The 20,628-nt window shown below is 32.1% G+C and carries 21 protein-coding genes; 7 read left to right on the top strand and 14 right to left on the bottom strand.

The window, feature by feature from the left end:
- Positions 1 to 42: 42 nt before the first annotated feature.
- Entirely contained in the window at positions 43 to 744 is a 702-nt protein-coding gene (locus JN168_RS02600; protein WP_042739269.1) for a GntR family transcriptional regulator, read from the bottom strand.
- A 170-nt stretch (positions 745 to 914) separates the two neighbouring features.
- Between JN168_RS02600 and JN168_RS02595 the strand changes: the two genes are divergently transcribed.
- Together JN168_RS02595 and JN168_RS02590 are read left to right on the top strand one after the other, a co-directional pair.
- Complete coding sequence (locus JN168_RS02595; protein WP_279526150.1) at positions 915 to 2,807, top strand: beta-glucoside-specific PTS transporter subunit IIABC; 1,893 nt, start codon at positions 915 to 917, stop codon at positions 2,805 to 2,807.
- Between the two features lie 21 nt (positions 2,808 to 2,828).
- On the top strand, positions 2,829 to 4,274 hold the full coding sequence (locus JN168_RS02590) for a 6-phospho-beta-glucosidase (RefSeq protein ID WP_042739267.1): 1,446 nt from the start codon (positions 2,829 to 2,831) through the stop codon (positions 4,272 to 4,274).
- Between the two features lie 111 nt (positions 4,275 to 4,385).
- Here the strand turns inward: JN168_RS02590 and JN168_RS02585 are convergent, their stop codons facing one another.
- The 7 genes from JN168_RS02585 to JN168_RS02555 all read right to left on the bottom strand — a co-directional run bounded on the left by JN168_RS02585 (position 4,386) and on the right by JN168_RS02555 (position 9,538).
- A complete protein-coding gene (locus JN168_RS02585) occupies positions 4,386 to 4,568 on the bottom strand; it encodes a hypothetical protein (protein ID WP_232139424.1) in 183 nt (60 codons plus the stop codon).
- A 79-nt stretch (positions 4,569 to 4,647) separates the two neighbouring features.
- The gene (locus JN168_RS02580; RefSeq protein WP_232139421.1) at positions 4,648 to 5,121 is read right to left on the bottom strand and encodes an SRPBCC family protein; all 474 of its coding nucleotides are present in this window, start codon (positions 5,119 to 5,121) and stop codon (positions 4,648 to 4,650) included.
- A gap of 1 nt (position 5,122) precedes the next feature.
- On the bottom strand, positions 5,123 to 5,722 hold the full coding sequence (locus tag JN168_RS02575; RefSeq protein ID WP_324294870.1) for a helix-hairpin-helix domain-containing protein: 600 nt from the start codon (positions 5,720 to 5,722) through the stop codon (positions 5,123 to 5,125).
- 273 nt (positions 5,723 to 5,995) lie between these two features.
- Positions 5,996 to 6,511 (bottom strand): YceI family protein, encoded by a 516-nt coding sequence (locus tag JN168_RS02570; RefSeq protein ID WP_232139420.1) that lies wholly within the window; start codon positions 6,509 to 6,511, stop codon positions 5,996 to 5,998.
- A 171-nt stretch (positions 6,512 to 6,682) separates the two neighbouring features.
- Positions 6,683 to 8,224: a zinc ABC transporter substrate-binding lipoprotein AdcA gene (gene adcA / locus JN168_RS02565; RefSeq protein WP_279526149.1), complete on the bottom strand. Its 1,542-nt coding sequence runs from the start codon at positions 8,222 to 8,224 to the stop codon at positions 6,683 to 6,685.
- 291 nt (positions 8,225 to 8,515) lie between these two features.
- On the bottom strand, positions 8,516 to 9,118 hold the full coding sequence (locus JN168_RS02560; RefSeq protein ID WP_107526739.1) for a DsbA family protein: 603 nt from the start codon (positions 9,116 to 9,118) through the stop codon (positions 8,516 to 8,518).
- A gap of 45 nt (positions 9,119 to 9,163) precedes the next feature.
- Positions 9,164 to 9,538 (bottom strand): cystatin-like fold lipoprotein, encoded by a 375-nt coding sequence (locus JN168_RS02555; protein WP_042739260.1) that lies wholly within the window; start codon positions 9,536 to 9,538, stop codon positions 9,164 to 9,166.
- Positions 9,539 to 9,793: 255 nt separating this feature from the next.
- Between JN168_RS02555 and JN168_RS02550 the strand changes: the two genes are divergently transcribed.
- A complete protein-coding gene (locus JN168_RS02550; RefSeq protein ID WP_232139418.1) occupies positions 9,794 to 11,038 on the top strand; it encodes an aminoacyltransferase in 1,245 nt (414 codons plus the stop codon).
- Between the two features lie 316 nt (positions 11,039 to 11,354).
- Here JN168_RS02550 and JN168_RS02545 read toward each other — a convergent pair whose 3' ends face one another.
- Together JN168_RS02545 and JN168_RS02540 are read right to left on the bottom strand one after the other, a co-directional pair.
- Positions 11,355 to 11,699 carry an ASCH domain-containing protein gene (locus JN168_RS02545; RefSeq protein ID WP_042739258.1) on the bottom strand — a complete coding sequence of 115 codons (345 nt, stop codon included), beginning with the start codon at positions 11,697 to 11,699 and terminating at the stop codon, positions 11,355 to 11,357.
- Between the two features lie 138 nt (positions 11,700 to 11,837).
- Positions 11,838 to 13,271 carry an MDR family MFS transporter gene (locus JN168_RS02540; RefSeq protein WP_232139417.1) on the bottom strand — a complete coding sequence of 478 codons (1,434 nt, stop codon included), beginning with the start codon at positions 13,269 to 13,271 and terminating at the stop codon, positions 11,838 to 11,840.
- Positions 13,272 to 13,480: 209 nt separating this feature from the next.
- Here JN168_RS02540 and JN168_RS02535 point away from each other — a divergent pair, with 209 nt between their 5' ends.
- Complete coding sequence (locus JN168_RS02535; RefSeq protein WP_107513352.1) at positions 13,481 to 13,585, top strand: putative metal homeostasis protein; 105 nt, start codon at positions 13,481 to 13,483, stop codon at positions 13,583 to 13,585.
- Between the two features lie 295 nt (positions 13,586 to 13,880).
- On the opposite strand, the gene JN168_RS02530 is transcribed toward JN168_RS02535, so the two are convergent.
- Positions 13,881 to 14,567 (bottom strand): 2,3-diphosphoglycerate-dependent phosphoglycerate mutase, encoded by a 687-nt coding sequence (locus JN168_RS02530; protein ID WP_042739256.1) that lies wholly within the window; start codon positions 14,565 to 14,567, stop codon positions 13,881 to 13,883.
- Positions 14,568 to 14,932: 365 nt separating this feature from the next.
- Between JN168_RS02530 and JN168_RS02525 the strand changes: the two genes are divergently transcribed.
- Complete coding sequence (locus JN168_RS02525) at positions 14,933 to 15,304, top strand: aggregation-promoting factor C-terminal-like domain-containing protein (RefSeq protein ID WP_042739255.1); 372 nt, start codon at positions 14,933 to 14,935, stop codon at positions 15,302 to 15,304.
- Between the two features lie 421 nt (positions 15,305 to 15,725).
- On the opposite strand, the gene JN168_RS02520 is transcribed toward JN168_RS02525, so the two are convergent.
- On the bottom strand, positions 15,726 to 16,604 hold the full coding sequence (locus tag JN168_RS02520) for a cation diffusion facilitator family transporter (protein WP_042739254.1): 879 nt from the start codon (positions 16,602 to 16,604) through the stop codon (positions 15,726 to 15,728).
- A gap of 183 nt (positions 16,605 to 16,787) precedes the next feature.
- Positions 16,788 to 17,174, bottom strand: coding sequence for a GtrA family protein (locus tag JN168_RS02515; RefSeq protein ID WP_279526148.1), 387 nt, complete (start codon positions 17,172 to 17,174; stop codon positions 16,788 to 16,790).
- A 269-nt stretch (positions 17,175 to 17,443) separates the two neighbouring features.
- Between JN168_RS02515 and JN168_RS02510 the strand changes: the two genes are divergently transcribed.
- Both JN168_RS02510 and JN168_RS02505 read left to right on the top strand, forming a co-directional pair.
- A complete protein-coding gene (locus JN168_RS02510; RefSeq protein WP_042739252.1) occupies positions 17,444 to 18,646 on the top strand; it encodes a putative multidrug effflux MFS transporter TcaB in 1,203 nt (400 codons plus the stop codon).
- Positions 18,647 to 18,937: 291 nt separating this feature from the next.
- Complete coding sequence (locus JN168_RS02505) at positions 18,938 to 19,564, top strand: C39 family peptidase (protein WP_232154291.1); 627 nt, start codon at positions 18,938 to 18,940, stop codon at positions 19,562 to 19,564.
- 191 nt (positions 19,565 to 19,755) lie between these two features.
- On the opposite strand, the gene JN168_RS02500 is transcribed toward JN168_RS02505, so the two are convergent.
- On the bottom strand, positions 19,756 to 20,565 hold the full coding sequence (locus JN168_RS02500; RefSeq protein WP_279526147.1) for a metallophosphoesterase: 810 nt from the start codon (positions 20,563 to 20,565) through the stop codon (positions 19,756 to 19,758).
- Between the last annotated feature and the right edge of the window lie 63 nt (positions 20,566 to 20,628).

The following is a 20,628-nucleotide window of genomic DNA, read 5'->3' as shown; positions in this document are numbered from 1 at the left end:
TAGCACCTCATTACACAATAATGCGATGTTATAGTCTAGCCTTTATTTTTGTGAAGGAATATAAAAATGTGCATTCTCATAATGATATATCAATTGTGAACAATCAAAAGGCACGCCAGTCGTAGTATAAAATACTTGTTCATATCTTAAGCATGGCTCACCCGTTGATAAATTTAATAGCGGTGCTTCCTCACTATTTAATTTATCGACAGTAAAGTAAATATCAGAAAATCCAATTTTAACCTTTATGCGTTGTTCTAAATATCTAAAAATAGACCCTTCTGCAATTGAAGTATCTAAATACAGCACAATATCTTTGTTGAAATAAGATTGTTCATAGCACAATACCTTACCATCAATATGCACAATACGTTCTAAGACATAAACTTCTGTATCTTTATCAAGCTTTAATTTTTGGCGAACTTCTTCTGGAGCGATGACTTCTTCTACTCTAATCACATCATTTGTAACTGAGTGACCCACAATTTCATCACTAAATCCACTTGATGAAAATAAATTTAAATAACCATCTCTTTTTGGATTACGAACATAAATACCACTGCCACGCGCTTGGTAGATTCTCCCTTTCTTTTCTAAAGCTTCTAAAGCTTTAATAATCGTACTCTTACTTACTTCATATTGAGCTTTCAAAGTCTCTACACTAGGTAGTTTATCTCCAGCTTGATAGTTACCTTCAGCAATATATGCATTGATTTGTAATGCTATTTGTTCATATTTGAGCATTCGTCTACCCCTCTTACATTAAAATTCAAACCATTATAACATGAACCTCATTTTAACACACCGAGCATATTTTTGTTAGGGTCTTTACAAATTATACCGGTATAATTATAATGAAATAAATCGATTACATGTGATGTGATTAATTTTAATAATAAAAGGAGCTGTATCGAATGGCAGATAAAAACCAAGTGTTAGCGCAACAAATACTAGATGCTGTCGGCGGTGAAGACAATCTTGTTAACAGTACACACTGTGCAACCCGATTACGTTTAGTGTTAAAGCGCTCTATACCAGATGCTCATAAGAAAGTTGCCGCCATAGATGGCGTCGTTACCGTCGTAGAAAATAATGGTCAATTCCAAGTGGTCATTGGAAATAATGTCGGTGAAGTTTATAAATCATTTGAAGCATTAACGGGAGATAATGCAAATGCCGATTTACAACCTGAATCGGAAAATAAAGGCACTATTGTAAACAGAATTGTGGCAACTATGTCTGCAGTATTTGCACCTTTTATTTATATTTTAGCTGCCGCTGGTATATTACAAGGTCTGCTCATCGTGATCAATCTTATAGCACCAGCATTTAAACACACAGGAACTTATGAGGTGTTTAACTTTATTTCCTGGGCACCCTTTACATTCTTACCAATCTTTATCGCTATCACCGCTTCAAGACATTTCAACGTAAATATGTATATTGCAGTAGCTTGTGCTGCAGCACTTGTCAGTCCTGATTTAACAGGCATCGTAAGTAAAATACAACACGGAGAAAGCGTAAATCTATTTGGTATTCCATTGACCGAAACAAGTTATACGTCATCGGTGTTACCACCATTACTATTAGTGTGGATCCTTTCTTATGTTGAAAAATACTTAAATAAATGGATACATGATGTTGTTAAACCATTATTCACTCCATTTTTCAGCATTATCATTATGGTGCCATTGACACTATTAGTTATAGGTCCTATTTCAACTTTAGTTGCACATGGTATCGCTAGCGGCTTTAATTATCTCGTTGCCGTTGCACCTTGGTTAGCCGGCGCACTCATCGGTGGTTTCTGGCAAGTATTTGTAATTTTCGGTGTACATTGGGGTATTACACCAGTTATCTTGGCTAATTTCGAACAACATAAGAGTGACGCATTCCAGGCCTTTCAAACTATCGCAGTAATCTCACAATTCGGTGCAGTAATTGGTGTCTTTCTCAAAGCAAAAAGCACTGAAATCAAACGTGTATCATCATCCGCAGGTATCACAGCAATCTTTGGTATCACAGAACCTGCAATGTATGGTATAAACATTCGCTTTAAAAAACCATTCCTTATTGCTTGTATTAGTGGTGCCATTGGTGCATTTGTTGCTAGTTTCTTTAATCCTAAGTACTATGCCTATGCAGGTTTACCAGGTCCAATCACAGTAGTCAATGGTTATAGTAGTGATAATCCAACTTCTATTTGGGGGATATTAATAGGGAGTGCCATTGCCATTATTTTACCTATTATATTAATCCAAATATTTGGTTATGGAGAGGATACTACAGAAGAAGCCGCCGATACAGGAGAAGATAACAATCCAAATGCGATTATTGTTGATGATAATTTAGAAACAACTGTATATAGCCCAATTAAAGGTACTGTGTTGCCATTATCTGAAGTTAATGATCCTATTTTTGCACAAGAAATGATGGGTAAAGGATTAGCAATTCAGCCAAGTGCTAACGCAGTTGTCTCACCTATCGAAGGTGTCGTCAGTATGATAGCACCTAGCAAACATGCAATTGGCATAACCTCTACGACTGGTGTAGAAATATTGATTCATGTTGGATTGGATACCGTTCAATTAAACGGTGAAGGCTTTGAATTACTTGTACAAGAACATGAAAAAATCGACCGTAATCAACCTTTATTAAATTTCAACAAGGAGCAGCTCGAACAACAAGGGTATGACACAGTCATTCCAATTATTATCACTAACTCTGGTGAGTTCGAGGAAGTTATAGTTAACGCCGAAGCATCTGTAACACACGAAGACGAATTAATGACTGTCATTAGTAAATAATATTAAAGGAGCTTGATTCATATGACTAAATTATCTAAAGACTTTTTATGGGGTGGCGCACTTGCTGCCAATCAATTTGAAGGTGGTTATGACCAAGGAGGTAAAGGACTCAGTGTTATCGATGTCATGACAGCTGGTGAACATGGTAAAGCTCGAAAGATTACACAAGATGTCGATCCTAATGAATATTATCCGAATCATATTGGAATTGATTTTTATCACAGATATAAAGAAGACATTGCATTATTCAATGAAATGGGACTTAAATGTTTAAGAACATCTATTGCGTGGTCTCGTATATTCCCCAATGGAGATGAAAGTGAACCAAATGAAGAGGGATTACAATTTTATGATAATGTCTTTGATGAATTATTAAAATATGGCATCGAACCAGTTATTACGCTCTCTCACTTTGAAATGCCTTTACATCTTGCTAGAGAATATGGTGGATTTAGAAATCGTAAAGTTGCAGACTTTTTTGCCCACTTTGCAGAAGTCGTATTCGAACGCTATAAGAATAAAGTTAAATATTGGATGACCTTTAACGAAATCAATAATCAAATGGATACTGATAATCCTATATTCTTATGGACGAATTCGGGTGTGCAAGTTGGTGAAGATGAAAATCCTGAAGAAATACTATATCAAGTTGCACATAACGAATTAATCGCTAGTGCTAAAGCAGTCAAAATTGGCAAAGCCATTAACCCAGATTTCGAAATCGGACTTATGATTTCACATGTAGCGATTTATCCTTATTCTTGCAATCCTGAAGATATGATGGAATCAGTAAAAGCGAGCCGTTTACGTTATTTCTTCCCTGATGTTCAAGTTCGAGGTTATTATCCTAGCTACGCAAATAAGATGTTCCAACAAAAAGGATATGATATTGGTTGGCAAGATGGAGACGACGAAATCTTAAAAGCAGGTACAGTTGACTATATTGGCTTTAGTTATTATATGACAACTGTAGTTAAGCACGATGCCGAAACATATACTGGAGAAAATGTTACCAATGGCGGATTAGCAAATTCTGTTGATAATCCGTATATTACACAAAGCGACTGGGGTTGGGCTATCGATCCAACAGGATTAAGATATACCTTAAATGTCTTATATGATCGATATCAAATACCATTATTTATTGTAGAAAATGGCTTCGGTGCGATTGATGAATTTGATGAACAAGGCGAAATACATGATAGTTATCGTATTGATTATTTAAAAGCACATATTGATGCAGCTATAAAAGCAGTTGATGAAGATGGCGTTGACTTAATGGGTTATACGCCTTGGGGTATTATTGATATTATTTCCTTTACCACAGGAGAAATGAAAAAACGTTATGGTTTAATATATGTGGACAGAGACAACGCAGGTAATGGTTCATTAGAACGTAAAAAGAAAGATTCATTCGATTGGTATAAAAAAGTAATAGAAACGAATGGCGAAGATTTAGAAAGCTAATTAAATTCTTAAAATTTAAAACAACCAATTCAGTTAGATAATAATTGAATTGGTTGTTTTATTATTATTATATTGATATATAGCTATCCAGCCTAGAATCACTGCCGAATATTATGCATTGGCTTTAAATTTGCTTAAAATCTTTAAACCATATGCAAAAATACCATAACCTGCTAAAGTTCGTGTAAACCATTTGAATCCATGATTACTCATACATTTCTCATTTAATAGCAATGTTGGTATTAAAGTACTGAATGAATAAAGAAATAAAACTTTTACATAACGTTTATTCAAAGCACTCACCTCTTTTCACTAATATTATATCGAGAATAATTAAAAAAGAGGCAGTGTATTTTTAACATATTTTTGACATTTATAAGGTCTTAACTAACTTCTCTAAATTGTCAAAGGTACTATTCATACCCGCTTCAACTCCCATGTCGAGTAACTGTTGTGCCGATTGGGCATCTGGCAACACTGATACAGACTCAATTTCAGTTTCATCCTTATTAAGCTGATTAAATGTAATTATATTATGCATCCCCGCCATATTGTCCGCTCTATTTCCTTCACTATCTGCAAAATAGTCATAATAATCGATTGTTGTTGGTGCTTTTACTTCCTTGTATTCAGTAACCGTATAACTTGTACCTTCAGGTGTATGAATCGCAAAAAATGCGTCTCCGCCATCTTGTACATTAAATTTAAATATTTCAGTAGATGCACCTTCAGGATGAAACCAAGCTTTAAATAATTGTTCATCTGTATATGCATTAAACAATTTTTCTGCTGATGTATTAAAAGTTCGTGTAAAAATAATTTTATTATTGTCTATTTTGATACTCATCTTAAGATTCTCCTTCATCCATAATGACATATGATGTCACTGTTTTAATCTTGGCATCTTTCTTATGACTTTCAAATTCAAAGAAATCTGCGAACCATAATTTCGAACCATCGCTTTGCAATTGTTCACCATGCATTGAACCTACCTTACCATGTGAAATATTATCGTTTATAACTATTTGTTTAATATCTACTTGATGTTCACTCAGTTCATCATAAAAGGCATCTAGACCTTTCAATTCAAATGCACCAGGAACCTTCCAAATAAAGTCCTCACTTAATACTGCTATCAGTTGTTCTTTATTTACTAATGCAGAAGCAATTAAAAAATCCAACATAATGCGTTGCTTTGGTGCATTGTCGCATTTTAAATCACCTATGAGTTCAAAGGGTAATTCGTGTCCTAATATATTTTTAAAGTCTAGACCATGTTCAGCTAATGCCTTTTCCAAAATATCGATCGCCTTAGGTCCAACACCATGAATATCTAATAGCGTAGTCTTATCATAGCGTGCTACATCTTCTAAACTTGAAATTCCTTGAGCTTTCAGAGCATTGGTTGCCGGTTTGCCTATCTTTGGTAAGTCCACTCCCATTGTCATTGTATCTCCCCTTTCTTAAATAACTTATACCCAATTCATACGCTGTAATATGTATTAGAAAGTAAATAAAGTTAAAATTTTCCTACGAGCTATAAGCAATAAATTAATATCTATAAACATTTATTATTTATTTATCCAAGCATTACTCATCTTACATAGCTAGTGATGAGTAAAGTATCTTAGCTGTTATAGGTTAACTAAATAACAAAACAGACTGGAACATGATATCAATGTCCCAGCCTGTCTAATTATTAATAACGAATGATTAAATTTTTAATCTTCAAGCGCAAATTCTAAACTCACTTGGAAATGCACTTCTTTACCTAACATTAAACCACCTGTTTCTAATGGTTGATTAAATGTAATACCATATTTATCGCGGTTTACAGAACCATTAATAACGAAACCAACAGTTTCTGCACCATTCATTGGGTTTTTACTTTTACCTTCATAAGATAAATCAAATGTTTCCTCATTTGTTTCACCTTTAATTGTTAAGTTACCTGTTACTGATTGCTCAGTTGTATTTGTAATTTCAAATTTAATTTCAGGATATTTTGCCACATCGAAGAAATCTTCACCTTTTAAATGAGCGTCACGATCGGAAACTCGCGTATCGATAGAATCTGCTTTGATTGTAAATTGACCTTTAAGCGTGCTTAAGTCATTAATGTCCCCTTCTGCTTGGGCATCAAAATCATTAAATCTACCTTTCACATTAGAAATCACTAAGTGTTTAATTGAAAATTCAATTGCTGAATGTGCTTGATCAAATTTAAATGTTGTCATAAATCTTACCTCCAAGTTTGTTGTATTATTAAGATACATTTATTATACCAAGTATATTTTATATATCAAATATTACGCTCACTCTGTGTTGGTATTTTTTTATTCCCGTTAATTTACATTTTACTCATTCAACTTTTCAATTATAGCTATATTCATAAACTGTCTTTAATATTAATGTGCTAGCATATCTGTTTTAATTTCTTTGCCCGTTTGATTTTTAGGATAGTAAGTTGGCCAATTATCTAATTCTTTCAATAATTTTTCACGATCATTCCCCATAAATATATGGAAATGTGCTGCCTTTTTCGGGGCTATATTATGATCACTAAATTGTACATATTTTGGTAGTTCTTGGTTATCTCCATTTTTTAATTTAAATACATATCGGACACCGCGGTTCCCTTTTTCATAATTCAATACTTCTTTTCCATCATATACATATTGACCTTCTATAGATTTCCCATTCTTAGTAAAAGTGATTGAATCATCTGTGATTTTAAGGTTATCTACATCTGTTTTATAACCTTTTTCATAATATGCTTTATATTCCTTTTCACTCATTGAGTCATCTTCTTTAGCTTTATGCTTCATCACTTCATCAAGTGTGCCATTTTTTAACAGTGGATAAACTGACTTCCAATCTCCACTATAGTCAGCTAACGTTCTATCTTTTATTTGACTATCTTTAAAATAACCTTCAGAAATGGCTTTCTCATGTTTTTCATCATTATCTGGAGCTAAAGTTTTAACTTGCTGATTTAAAGCCTTCTCAATTTGTTTAATATTTTTGTCCATGAGTGATTGGAAAGAGATGTCCTTATCCTTCATCTGTTCTTTTGACATAGATTCCATATTATAGAATTTTAACGGTTTGGCTGAAGTTTCTTTTCTTATCGTATCAGTCACTTTATGTGAAACATTATCTTCATATAAGATATATTTCGCTCCAGAACTTTTAATTTCTTTAACAATCTTAGTTAAATCCTTTTGTGATGGATCTTCAGCATTCATATTTTGAACACCTTTTTGGACAAAACCATAACGTTCAGCCAAATAGCCGATTGATTCATGCGAAATAAATATCGTACTACCTTCTTTACCTTTTACAGTATTTTTCATTTTATTATCAATTTGCTTAAGATCTTTGTTCAATTGCTTATAATTTTTTTCATAATAAGCTTTATGTTGTGGATCTTTTTTCACTAATTCATCTTTAATTTCTTTAGCAAATGTTTGATCAAATTTAGGATCTAACCAAACATGTGGATCATAGCCTCCATGATGGTGGTGACCATGGTCATGCTCGTGTTCACTATCTTCACCTTCATGATGATGTTGATCTGTTAATAATTGCGCCTTATCTAACTTCTCTTCCAAGGACAATTTTTTATCTTTATCTTTAATCGTTTTCGCAATTTTCTTAGAAACAGGATCTAGATTATCCCCTGTGTAAATAAATAAATCTGATTTATTGGTATTGATAATATCTTTTTGTGTCGGTTCATAATCATGTAAATCCGTTCCTGGTGGATATATAGATTTAACAGATACGTGTTTGCCCCCAATTTGTTCCGCAAAGGATTGCAAAGGATAAACAGTAGTATTTATTTTAATTTTATCCTTGTTCTTATCATCGGCATTCTCATTCCCACAAGCAGTTGCCAACAATGCTAACGTAGTGACTAAAAATAATATGTATAGTGATTTTCTCATAAAATCCTCCTTAAATAGTAATGATTACGATTTAAAATTATAGTCTTTCACTCACTAAAAAGCAATAGCTCAAAGCAACTTTTTCGTAATTATTACGATTTAATGATTGCATGCTGATTTTTAAATTACACTTTTGAGCATTATTACGTAAGCTATAAACTTAAAAGCCATTATTAGAAAAATTATTTACATAATAAAAAAGTAGCAACTACTTTATAACTGTAAAGGTTGCTACTTTGATTACATACGCTATTCAATTGTTTCAATATATTGCTATCTTTATACTGTAAGCTAATCTGTTAATAACTTTTCATAACTGCTAAATTTATATGGGTCTTTAAGTTTTTCACCTTTGACATAGATTGTTGGTGCCGTGTCGATATGATTTTTCTTATATTGTTGTCTATCTTTCTTTGCTGCTTCCCATGACTTACTATTTTTCTTTTTATAATCATCTTTGATTTTCACTTTAGTTTGATTATCAATATTTAATTTATCAATTTGTTTATCTACTAATTTAGTAGTAATCCAAGCCTTTTCGTTATCTGGTTGTTGCTCAAACATAAGTCTTTGAAATGTTAAGTATTCCTTTGGTGCTATGCTTTGTACTGCATGCCCTGCTCTAGATCCAATGATAGAATCTTTGCCCAAAAATGCCATATTAACAAATTGATAATCTACCTTCCCTTTATCAATATATTGTCGTTTTAATTTCGGCATAATTTTATTTTCTACCTTTTTACAATAAGGACATTTATAATCTCCATACTCAATAATACGGATTTTCCCATTTTTATCAACTTTATCATTTTCATGCACATTTTCATTATTACCACAAGCCGATAGTAATACGATAAGCATAATTAAACCCAAGCTCATCCATAATTTTTTCATAATTGTTGTTAACACCTCGATTGTTATTTCTTAACAGTTCGCTTTTTATTCGTTTAGATTCATATTCTCTTCTTCATAATCAGCGTCATCTTTATGTTTTTGGTAATAACCTTTCGAATTAAAATCTTTTACATATTTCGCTTTTCCATCTTTAAATTGATACGTATAATAATGTGCTTCCGCATCATTCTTTAATGGTTTATATGCAATCATCACATACTTGCCATTTTCAAAAACATAAATATTGGCATCTTTTTTATCAAATTTCTTATCAACATCTGCTTGATGATTTTTATGTAATTTCTTTTGGAATGCTTGTTGCTTATTAACTGCTTTATCTATTTTGTCTGCATATTTCCCACTACTACATGCAGTAGCAACGATTAGAACGGCTATTGCCATTACGAATAATTTTCTCATAATAAAACATCTCCTATTACTCTTTACCATTCATCTTTTATACATTTTAAATCCGTATGTATTATCATACAATGAATATGTTATTTCTTCTATAGTAATTTACCTTTCACTTAAACACATGATGAACCTCAAACTTTAGTAGTAAGCACTAGGTTATAAAATGCTATTACAAATCATATTTGGTATACTAGATATATGTCAATCAACTTAATAAGAATTTTTTAAGTTGACTTTTTAAGGAGGAAAATAAACTATATGCAATTTGTGAACATTACCCCCGAGGAGTTCGAACAATTTACACAAAATAACTTTTCTCATTACACACAAACACGTGTTTATTTTGACTCTCGCGAACAAAAGCAAGGCGATGCACATTTACTTGGTGTAAAGAATGATTCAGGTGAAGTTTTAGCAGCCGGCATGTTTACCGAAGCACGTGCCTTAAAATATTTTAAGTATTTCTACAGTCAACGTGGTCCTGTGATGGATTACAATAATATTGCCTTGGTAGACTTTTACTTTAAATCTTTGACTACGTATTTAAAGAAACATAACTGCCTTTATGTCTTATTAGATCCTTATATTTTAGAAAATATACGTAGTGCAGATGGTGAAATTTTAAAGTCATTTGATAACAGAACTTTAATTCAAACATTGGATAAACTTGGTTATCAACATCAAGGCTATAGTGTTGGATATTCGAAAACAAGTCAGATTCGTTGGCATTCTGTGTTAGATTTAACAAACAAAACGCCGAACCAATTGTTGAAAGAAATGGATTATCAAACACGCCGTAATATTAAACGTACTGAAGAGATGGGTGTTAAAGTAACTACGCTACCAATCGAAGAAACTGGACGCTTTTTCAAATTATTTAAAATGGCTGAAGAAAAACACGGATTTTCTTTCCGTGATGAGCCTTACTTTGAAGAATTACAAAAGGCCTATAAAGGTAATGCATTTTTACAACTTGCATATATCGATTTAAATGAATATATAGCTGGTTTAAATGATAAGCTGGCTAAGTTGCAAAGTGAATTAGCTGAAGTTGAAAATGCCCTACAAGAAAGTCCTAATTCAAAGAAACAAAAGACAAAACGAACACAGTTAACGCAACAGCTTAACAGCACTCAGCGTAAAATCGATGATACCAATCAAACGATTGAAACGGATGGTGCAATTCTAGATTTAGCTTCTGCTATTTATATTTATAATGATCATGAGGTTTATTATTTATCTAGTGGTTCAAATCCTAAGTATAACGCTTATATGGGCGCATATAAGTTACAGTGGGAAATGATTAAATTTGCTAAAGATCATAATATCGATAGTTATAATTTCTATGGTATTACTGGTGACTTTAGCGAAGATGCTGAGGATTATGGTGTTCAGCAATTTAAGAAAGGCTTTAATGCTCATGTACATGAGTATGTTGGTGATTTTATCAAGCCTATTAATCCACTTGCCTACAAAATTGGTACATTAATTGGTAAGCTTTAACAATGAAGTCAAACTACAAGAGAATATTTAAATTTGCTGTCGATTGAGGTAAAGCTCATCGACAGTTTTTTTATGAAATGATCTACGATGGTCGATACATATTTGTTTAAAGCCATTTTATAGGTTCATGTTGTCCATATGACGTGAAAGTCAGCTACAGTCTTTGGCATTGTACTATTCCTACAAGAGACAACAGCCTATTTCATGTTACATTTTTTTCATTGCGCTTTCTTCTCATATAAAAAACAAGGTCAGCAAAAACTCTGACCTTGTCATATGTATACTTTATTGTTACTAAAGTTATGCACACTATCAATTATCTTATGCGCTTTATTTTTATAGCTAATGCACCATGTTCAAGTTCCTCAGACTGCGAGTAAATTTGATAAATTGCAGCTAATTTTTGTGATAGTTGCATTTCTTCTCGTACGCCGATATCTTGATTGCTATAGTCCTTCAATAATGCTTGAAAAGATGAATAAAGCTTGGTTTGTAATACAGTTACTTTCAACTGCTCTTCAGTCACTAAATTTGTAAATAAAATTTCGTCACCGCTTTGAACTTGTTGTCTCTTTTCATCATTGAGTCTTATTTCAATTGTCTTAATCCCATTTTTAATTGCTTGAAATGGTTCATCATTCAATTTCATCGTGTGTTCCATTGTTTGCACCACTTTTCAATATTAAATTACATTCATAGTTTCTTAATAATTATAATGAGTAAAAAAATAGCCGATATACCTTCTTAAATAGTATAACAGAAGTTACATCAGCTATTTTATATTACTCAATTTATTATATTATTCTGCATCTAGTTTTTTCTTACTTTTTAGCATAAAGACACAAATAAAACTGATGACTGAGATGATAATTGCAAACCAAAATGCCCCGTGATATCCACTTAATAGTGCATCATGTTGTATATTCATCGCCATTTCTTTCTTATTCATACCTTTATAATTACTCATTTCTGGTGTGAAATTCTTAGAAACTTGGCTCATAGTTGTAACTAGTCCAGCAGTACCAATTGACGCAGCAATTTGTTGTACTGTATTGGTCATTGACGAACCATGTGCGTTCATTTCTTGTGGTAGTTGGTTCATTGTATGTGTCATTAATGGCATTAAACTTAATGCGATACCGATCATTCGCACTGCATAAACAATAGTAAGCATTAGTGAAGAACTATGCTCATCCATAATAACAAAGTATGAACTTGTTACGATAACAATAATCATACCAAAAATACCCAGAATTTTTGCACCAAATTTATCGAATAAAATACCTGATAGCACTGACATAATTCCCATAACGATAGCGCCAGGTAGTAGTATTAATCCTGATTGTAGTGCAGTGTCTTTCATTATATTTTGAACAAACATAGGTAAGATTGTTTCTGAACCAATCATTGATACCATGGTAAAGCCCATGATAATAATACCTACTGCGAATTGACTGTTCTTAAATACTGAAAAGTCAAGTAACGGTGTAGTTAGTCTTGTTTGTCTGAAAATAAATGCGATAACTAAAATAATCCCGCCAATCATTGTTGTTAATACTACAGGGTCGTTCCAACCATCTCTTGAGATTGAACTCGTACCGTATAATAAACCACCAAAACCTAAAACTGATAAAAGAATTGATAGTATATCGATAGGTACGCGTCTATTAGTTCCTACATTTACTACATATTTCAATGAAGCCAAGAATGTGAGTGCTGCTACCGGAGCAACAACATAAAATAATGCTCTCCATTCTAAATATTCAACTAAATATCCTGATAATGTCGGACCAATTGCTGGTGCCAAACCAATTACTAAACCAAATACTCCCATGTACTTCCCACGTTCATGAGGTTCAAACACATCTAATATCGTTGTCATCATTAATGGCATCATAATCCCTGATCCTAAAGCTTGGATGATTCGTGCGATTAACAATATTTGGAAATTAGGACTAAATGCCCCAATAATTGTTCCAACAAGGAAAATAATTATTGCAGTTAAAAAGACTTGTCGCGTAGAAAATCTCTGAATCACCATTGCAGATAATGGAACGACAACCCCGTTAACAAGTAAAAATGCAGTTGTTAACCATTGTACTTTTGTATAATCTATATCAAATTCTTTCATTATACTCGGCAAAGCAGTTGTGAGTAGCGTTTCATTAAGCAAACCAAAAAAGCCACCAAATAACATTGTGATAACCATTATGATTCTTGTTTTTTGAGTCATATACTTCTCCTTTTCCTATATAAACTATCTCATCCCATAGGACAACATAACTATGAATTATACATATTTTTTAGTTTCAATTCATTTGATAAGCATTTAATACCTATTATTTTTTTAAAAATAACTACATTTTTATAAATCGTAATAATTACTATTTACATTTATCCTTTATTCCTTCATAATAAAGTCAGGTTAAGGAGGTCATTTACATGAAATTAGATTTACAAACTGCACGTCGTAATTTGAATAGTCCAAATATCAAAACACGTAAGCGTGCGTTAAAAATTATCAAACAGCATAAACGCAACAAATAATCCCTCACTTTATTATTTATCCTTATTTTCTCTATATTTAGTTAAGTACTTGTAAAAATTATGTGAAATGCATATTTGACATGTATAGTTTATCCACTAACTTAATAAAGGTAGTTCTTATAGCTCATAACGTACATAAATATTACCTTTATTGATAATTAAAAAGTACCCTTGAATATCTTTGAATTGGATATGCACCTCAAGAGTTGGACTCAAAACTAACTATTAAGGTTCTGTACAATTGCAAAGTAATCAGGGTACTTTTTTAAATTGTGTAGCTAATAAACTTTATTCTTTAAAGATAATATTTATCTATGACTTTCAAATCATCTGTTAAGTCATATATTAAAGGGGCACCTGTTTTAATTTCATAACCTATAATATCTTCATCAGATACATCTTCTAAGTATTTAATTAATGCGCGCAATGAATTACCGTGAGCAGAAACTAATACCGTCTTTCCATCTAACAATTGTTGTGAAATTTGATCATTCCAATATGGTATGACACGTTCCAATGTATCCTTTAAACTTTCAGATTCTGGCATAATTCTTCTATCTAAATGTTCATACTTTTTATCATTTAAATATGCATTTCTTTGTTTTTCACTTTGTTTCGGTGGTGCAATATCATATGAACGTCGCCATTTATGAACTTGTTCTTCACCAAATTCTTCCTTCGCACTATCTTTATTTAAACCTTGTAACCCACCATAATGACGTTCATTTAACCGCCAAGTTTTTACAACAGGAATAAAGAGTTGATTTGATTCTGATAATAAATGGTACGTCGTTTTAATCGCTCTTTCTAATAGTGATGTGAAGACAATATCTATTTCTATATTTTGGTCTTTTAACTTTTGACCTGACGTTATTGCTTCATTACGACCTTGATCAGATAAATCAACATCTGCCCATCCAGTAAATAGGTTCTGGGCATTCCATTCGCTTTGTCCATGTCTACATAAAATTAATTTTGGCATATTCTGCATACACTCCTCTAAAAATGGTTTTAAACGATATTTACAGAAATATTACATTTATATATCATTCATTTTCTCTCTATATTAACGACTATACTGTCAGTTATTCCCGTTTTTATCATCATTACTACACATTAATATTATAACAATTTACACTACATAGTGAAATAATTGTATTCTTTTCTTCATAAATGAAATTCTTTTTTTATTTTCCTGTAACCTAGACGCTGAATTTTGATGTTATAGTGAATATCGTTAAATCGAAACAAGCATTAAGCCAAGACAAAATTCAATTCAACATTATGTGTTTAATAATCCATATATCGCGAACGAGTTAGAGTTAATTTTTAGGAGGATATTTTATAATGAAAAAATTATTATTAGCATCATTCGCATCACTTACTATTGCAGCTACAGGTGTGGGCGCAACTGCAAACATTTCAACTGCTGACGCTGCTGAAACTGCTACAACGAGTCAATCTACAAATGAAGTTTACAACGAATTCATTCAAGCTGGTGGCACTAAATCACTTTGGGACAATGTAGTGATGCCAGAATCAAGTGGTAACCCTGATGCAGTAAATGAACTTGGATATAGAGGTCTAGGTCAAACTAAAGAAGCTTGGGGTACGGGTTCTGTTGAAGAACAAACTAAAGGAATGATTAACTACGCTGAAGAACGTTATGGTTCTATTGATAATGCAGTACAATTCCACATTGCTAATGGTTGGTGGTAAGATTCACTAACAGTTATTTAATATTCATTACTATTAAATACAATTAAATAATATATAGTTCCGGACACAATAACTATATAAAATTTCTAATTACAGCCCGCTAAAAAGATTACAATCGTCTTTTTAGCGGGTTTTTTATTGGTATTATATATTATTGTTGCTCGCTTACCTAGGGGGCTGGGTCGAGCCTTGGTCTCGACACTCATCCTTCTCCCTCAGCTGTCTCGCAAACAATACTTTGTATTTAAAGATCATACGTTATAAAACACCACTACCCTCGTATAATATAATCCAAGAAAAAAAGACAATTTCTATATAATTTAATAGAAATTGTCTTTTTATTGGCTAGTGACCTTGTAGCCCAAACCTATATTAACTTTATTACCTGCAGTCTTATTGATTTATTTATATAATCTAACTTTTAATTTAGCTCTTGAATTGATTGTGGTTCAGGGTGGACATATACTGATGATATTCCCTTTTCATGCATATGTTGTTCAACAGCATCACAAATATGATGCGCATCTTCCAATGATAGATTAGATTCAACTACAATTGTTACATCTACAAAAACACTACTTCCATGATAGCGACCTTTTATATTTTGAACATCTATTACGTCTTTAACATCTAGAACATAATTTCTATAATCTTCTAACTCTTGTTCATTAAAACCATCACTTAATGTAAATATAGACTCTTTAAAAATGCCATAACCTGTATATATAATTAATAAGCCCAATACTGTTGCTAGAATTGTATCGATTATAGGTAATCCAAATTGAGTGAACACCAAACCAATTGCTGTTCCTATACTTACTAGCGCATCGGATAAATTATCTTTAGCTGCTGAATTAAGCGAACTACTATTAGTACGTTTAGCCAGTCTTTGATTAATCACATACACACCCAACATGATTAATCCACTTATTACACTGACATAAATTGTGACGATATTTGGTGTGTGATGTTCATTAGAAAATATATGTGGTACGTTTTCTATTACTACTTGGATACCTACAAACATAATAATAAATGATACTAATAATGTTGAAATATTTTCTGATTTCAAATGTCCATAAGGATGATTTTTATCAGCTGGTTTTATAGAAATCTTCAAACCAATAATAACTGCTAAAGAAACGATGATATCCGTCATATTATTTAAACTATCTGCCCTTACTGCTGCTGAATTGTATAAGTAACCTACGATATACTTAGCTATAGATAAAATAATATATACAACCAAACTGAGGTATGCGCCGCGTTGAGCAATTTTCAAGTTTTCCAAATGAGACATGACATAAACCACCTTAATTATTATTGGATATATATTATCGCTTATTACTAGCATATTTACAACATTTTTTATTCAAAAATTATTTAATAATTTATAACAAAATATTTTTTTAGCCTTTCCTAAATAATAATATTAAATTGCACAAAAATAAAAGGAGTACTAACCTATATTAGTTTAGACTCCTTATGCTTCATCTCTTAAAATATACTTTGATAAAATAAATGTTATAGGAATTGTGATGATCAATCCTACAAAGGGCGCAATTACAGAAGATACCTGAAACCATTGCACAAAAATATATAATAATAGCGTCTGCATTCCCATATTGATAACTTGTGTAATTGGAAATTGAATAAATTTTTTCCATGTCGGTGTTACTTTATAGACAAAGTAGCAATTTAAATAATATGAAATAATAAAACTCACAATAAATCCTGTTAAATGGCTTATTAAATAATTCAATCCTAATATTTTCAATAAAAATAAATACACAATATAGTAGTCTACTGTATTAATTCCACCGACAATAATAAATTTCATGATTTCCAAATGTGTTTTTGTTAAGTTCATTGTTCTACCTCTTTAACATAGTCTTTGAATTATTGACTATTTTTGTTAACTTTAAACATTTAGTGAATTCGATGTCATTTGTAATTTATTACTTATTTAAATGCTCAAATTTAGTGAATGTTAACCTTTATTTTAATTCTTTTACCTATCTTCATTTTCAAAAATAATGTCTGTAAATTATCTCCATATATGAGATAATTACCTAGTTACAAAGTTATAAAACATGTATATAATAGAGCATTAGAAAGTATGATAAAGGAGCCCATGAAATGGATAAATCTTCAAATCGTCAGTTACCTATTATGATTATCATCGTACTGGGTATTATGACTACCTTTGGCCCATTGACGATAGATATGTATGTTCCGTCGTTACCAAGTGTTCAAAGTGATTTTAGTACAACTGCTTCTGAAGCGCAACTATCACTATCATTTGCCATGATTGGTTTAGCAATCGGACAATTTACATTTGGACCACTATCTGACGCATTCGGCCGTAAAAAAATTGCACTTATAATCATTTCCATCTATGCTATTGCATCATTTATCGCAATCTTTACTACATCAATGACCTTGTTATTAGCTTTGCGTTTAGTCCAAGGTTTAACAGGTGGTGGTGCCATTGTGATTGCAAAGGCATCTATTGGTGATCAACATAAAGGTAAGACCCTTGCCAAAGGATTAGCATCCTTGTTAGTCGTTAATGGAATTATAACGATTCTTGCACCTTTAGTTGGAGGATATGCCCTAACAGTTGCTAATTGGCAAGCTATATTTTTAATATTAACTATTGTAAGTATAATCATACTGGTTTTTGCTATTTTCAAAATGGAAGAAACACGTAGTAATGATCTATCAAAATTAAATTTTGGAGCTATATTTAAAGACTTTGGCACGTTATTAAAAACACCTGCATTTATTTTGCCTATGTTGTTACAAGGTTTGACTTATGTCATGCTGTTTAGCTTTTCATCAGCCGCTCCATTTATCACTCAAAAAATTTACGAACTGACACCTCAACAATTTAGTGCGTTATTTGCTGTAAATGGTATTGGCTTGATTATTATGAGTCAAGTAACTGCTAAACTAGTCGAAAAAATAAGTCGCTACGTTCTGCTTATTGCTTTGACAGCGATACAAATAACAGGCGTAATCTTAATCATTATTACGTTAACAATGCATTTACCAATTTGGGTGCTCATTATTGCATTTTTCTTAAATGTTTGTCCGGTTACTGGAATTGGACCACTTAGTTTTGCACTAGCAATGGAATCTCGTACTGGTGGAAGTGGTAATGCATCTAGTTTATTAGGCCTCTTCCAATTTATTTTAGGCGGTGTAATGTCACCACTAGTTGGGTTAAAAGGCGAATACAATACGATGCCATATATTACAATTTTAATTATTACTACTATTTTTATAATCGGCTTAGAAATCGCATTAAAGTTCGTTCAAAAGCATAAAACATTATAATATTGAAAGTGAATTTAGACATGTACAGTAATTTATTAAACATGTCTGAATTCACTTTTTTATTCAGCATCGTTACTTGAAATCTTGAAACATGATGGTGAACACACAAGTAACAAAGCTTACATTCATTCTTGTATTTAATCGCTATTTTATATCATTGAACAAATCACAACATATCGTTTATTGCCAGCCATCTGATGATGCATTTTAATATATAAAATCATATAATAGCTATATAATATAGATGAATTTTAGAATTAACCTAGCTGAGCCAAGGAGTGAATGGACATCATGAATAAAGTAAGTTTAGCAGTAAAACCTATTAGTCAATTATTCCCTATCCCTATGATTATGGGCTGCGAAGGTGTTGTGTCAGCTATGATGCTTCAATATAATTACATCAAAATACCTGCCACACAGATTATGAAACACTGGCCAAAGCACGACAATAATCCCTATAAAGGGTATGTTGGACATCATCTCTGGATCAAATTTGGATATCATCAAACTATCTTTCCTACTGCCTTGGTTCCACATTTACGACATTATCATCCAAATGTAGTGGATAGTACTGGAAATACGCTATCTGATTTGTGTAACATATTAGATCATGGTCAACCTGTAGCAATCTACCACACAGTACTTGGTCAACGTCCATATCGACGTACATTTAAAATTGATAATCGCCCGACTAAATTTGTATCTAATATTCACATTACATTATTGGTTGGCTATGATGATACGCATTATTATTATATTGACCCATTATGGTCACACTTTTCCAAATTTATAATTCTCCCTGCACTTATTCCAAATAAATTCCAACTTATTAAGATTGAAAAATCAAAGTTAGAAGCAAGTTATGATGCACCTGGTAGAATGAGTTTTTATATAGATCACCTAAGCCAAGGCGTATAATTCTAGAAAAATCCACCCCAAAAGATTGTTTTCGTCCTTTGAGGTGGATTTTTTCATAATAATAATATACCTATTGCTATGTCTTACTATTTGAAAAGGTCGAACCTATATCTCGACGCTTATTCAACTTTCTTAGAAGTCTGGCTCATAATACAATTAACGTACGTCTCAGCATTAATTACGACATAAAATCAAACACTAAATTGATACAATGCATGACGTATTTCGTTCTCAATATTAGCAGTTCTCCATTCACGCGAATAACCTAAGCAAGGGCAAATGTAAGTCACACCTTGCTCTTTAAATGAATTTCTAAAATGTACATGCCCCATAATACTGTATTTAATATTATAGCTTTGATAAATGCTTTCAAAATCCGAAGTGCCAATAAATGCATTGAAATAATCAAATATTCTATGTGGTGTAGGTACTGCAAATTTTGGATGTGTAACGATATGTGTCATGAGTATAATCTTTTTTTGTTTAACTTGCTCTATATCTTTAATCGTTTGCTTTGCTGCTATCATCGACAACTTTCTATCTTCAATGGCCCAATCAATTTTAACTTTATCTTGCCAAGTAGCACCATAATATTTCCTTTTGGCAATTTTTTCTAATGAGAATTTAGGGTCTGCATATGAATAATCATACCAACCTGTATTACCAACAATGGCCCAATCATCATTTAAATGGTATGGCTTACCGATCAGACATTGCTCCATACTCATATAAAATTGTAAAATGTCTGATGATGTTGCATCGGCCTCTGTCGTCCAGTAATCGTGATTTCCAGGTATAAATAATACTTTAATTGCCGCCAGTTGCTCTAAATTATTAATAAATTGTGCTGTTAGTTTATAATGGTTGGAAATATCACCAGCAATTAACAGTAAGTCTAACTCTCGAGTTGTTATCACTTTGACCAATACTTGTAAATAATCGTTAGGTTCTAACTTTTGATGTCTATCAATATGTAAGTCAGAAATCACACCTATATTCATGTTTCATCACATTCCTTCTACCTTTTAGCACACCTATTATGACATAATTACACTATTAATAAT

Source organism: Staphylococcus gallinarum (genome assembly GCF_029774255.1).
In the GTDB taxonomy this organism is placed as follows: Bacteria; Bacillota; Bacilli; order Staphylococcales; family Staphylococcaceae; genus Staphylococcus; species Staphylococcus gallinarum.
The sequence above is the reverse complement of the archived record's forward strand: the minus strand, read 5'-3'. Positions and strand labels throughout refer to the sequence as shown.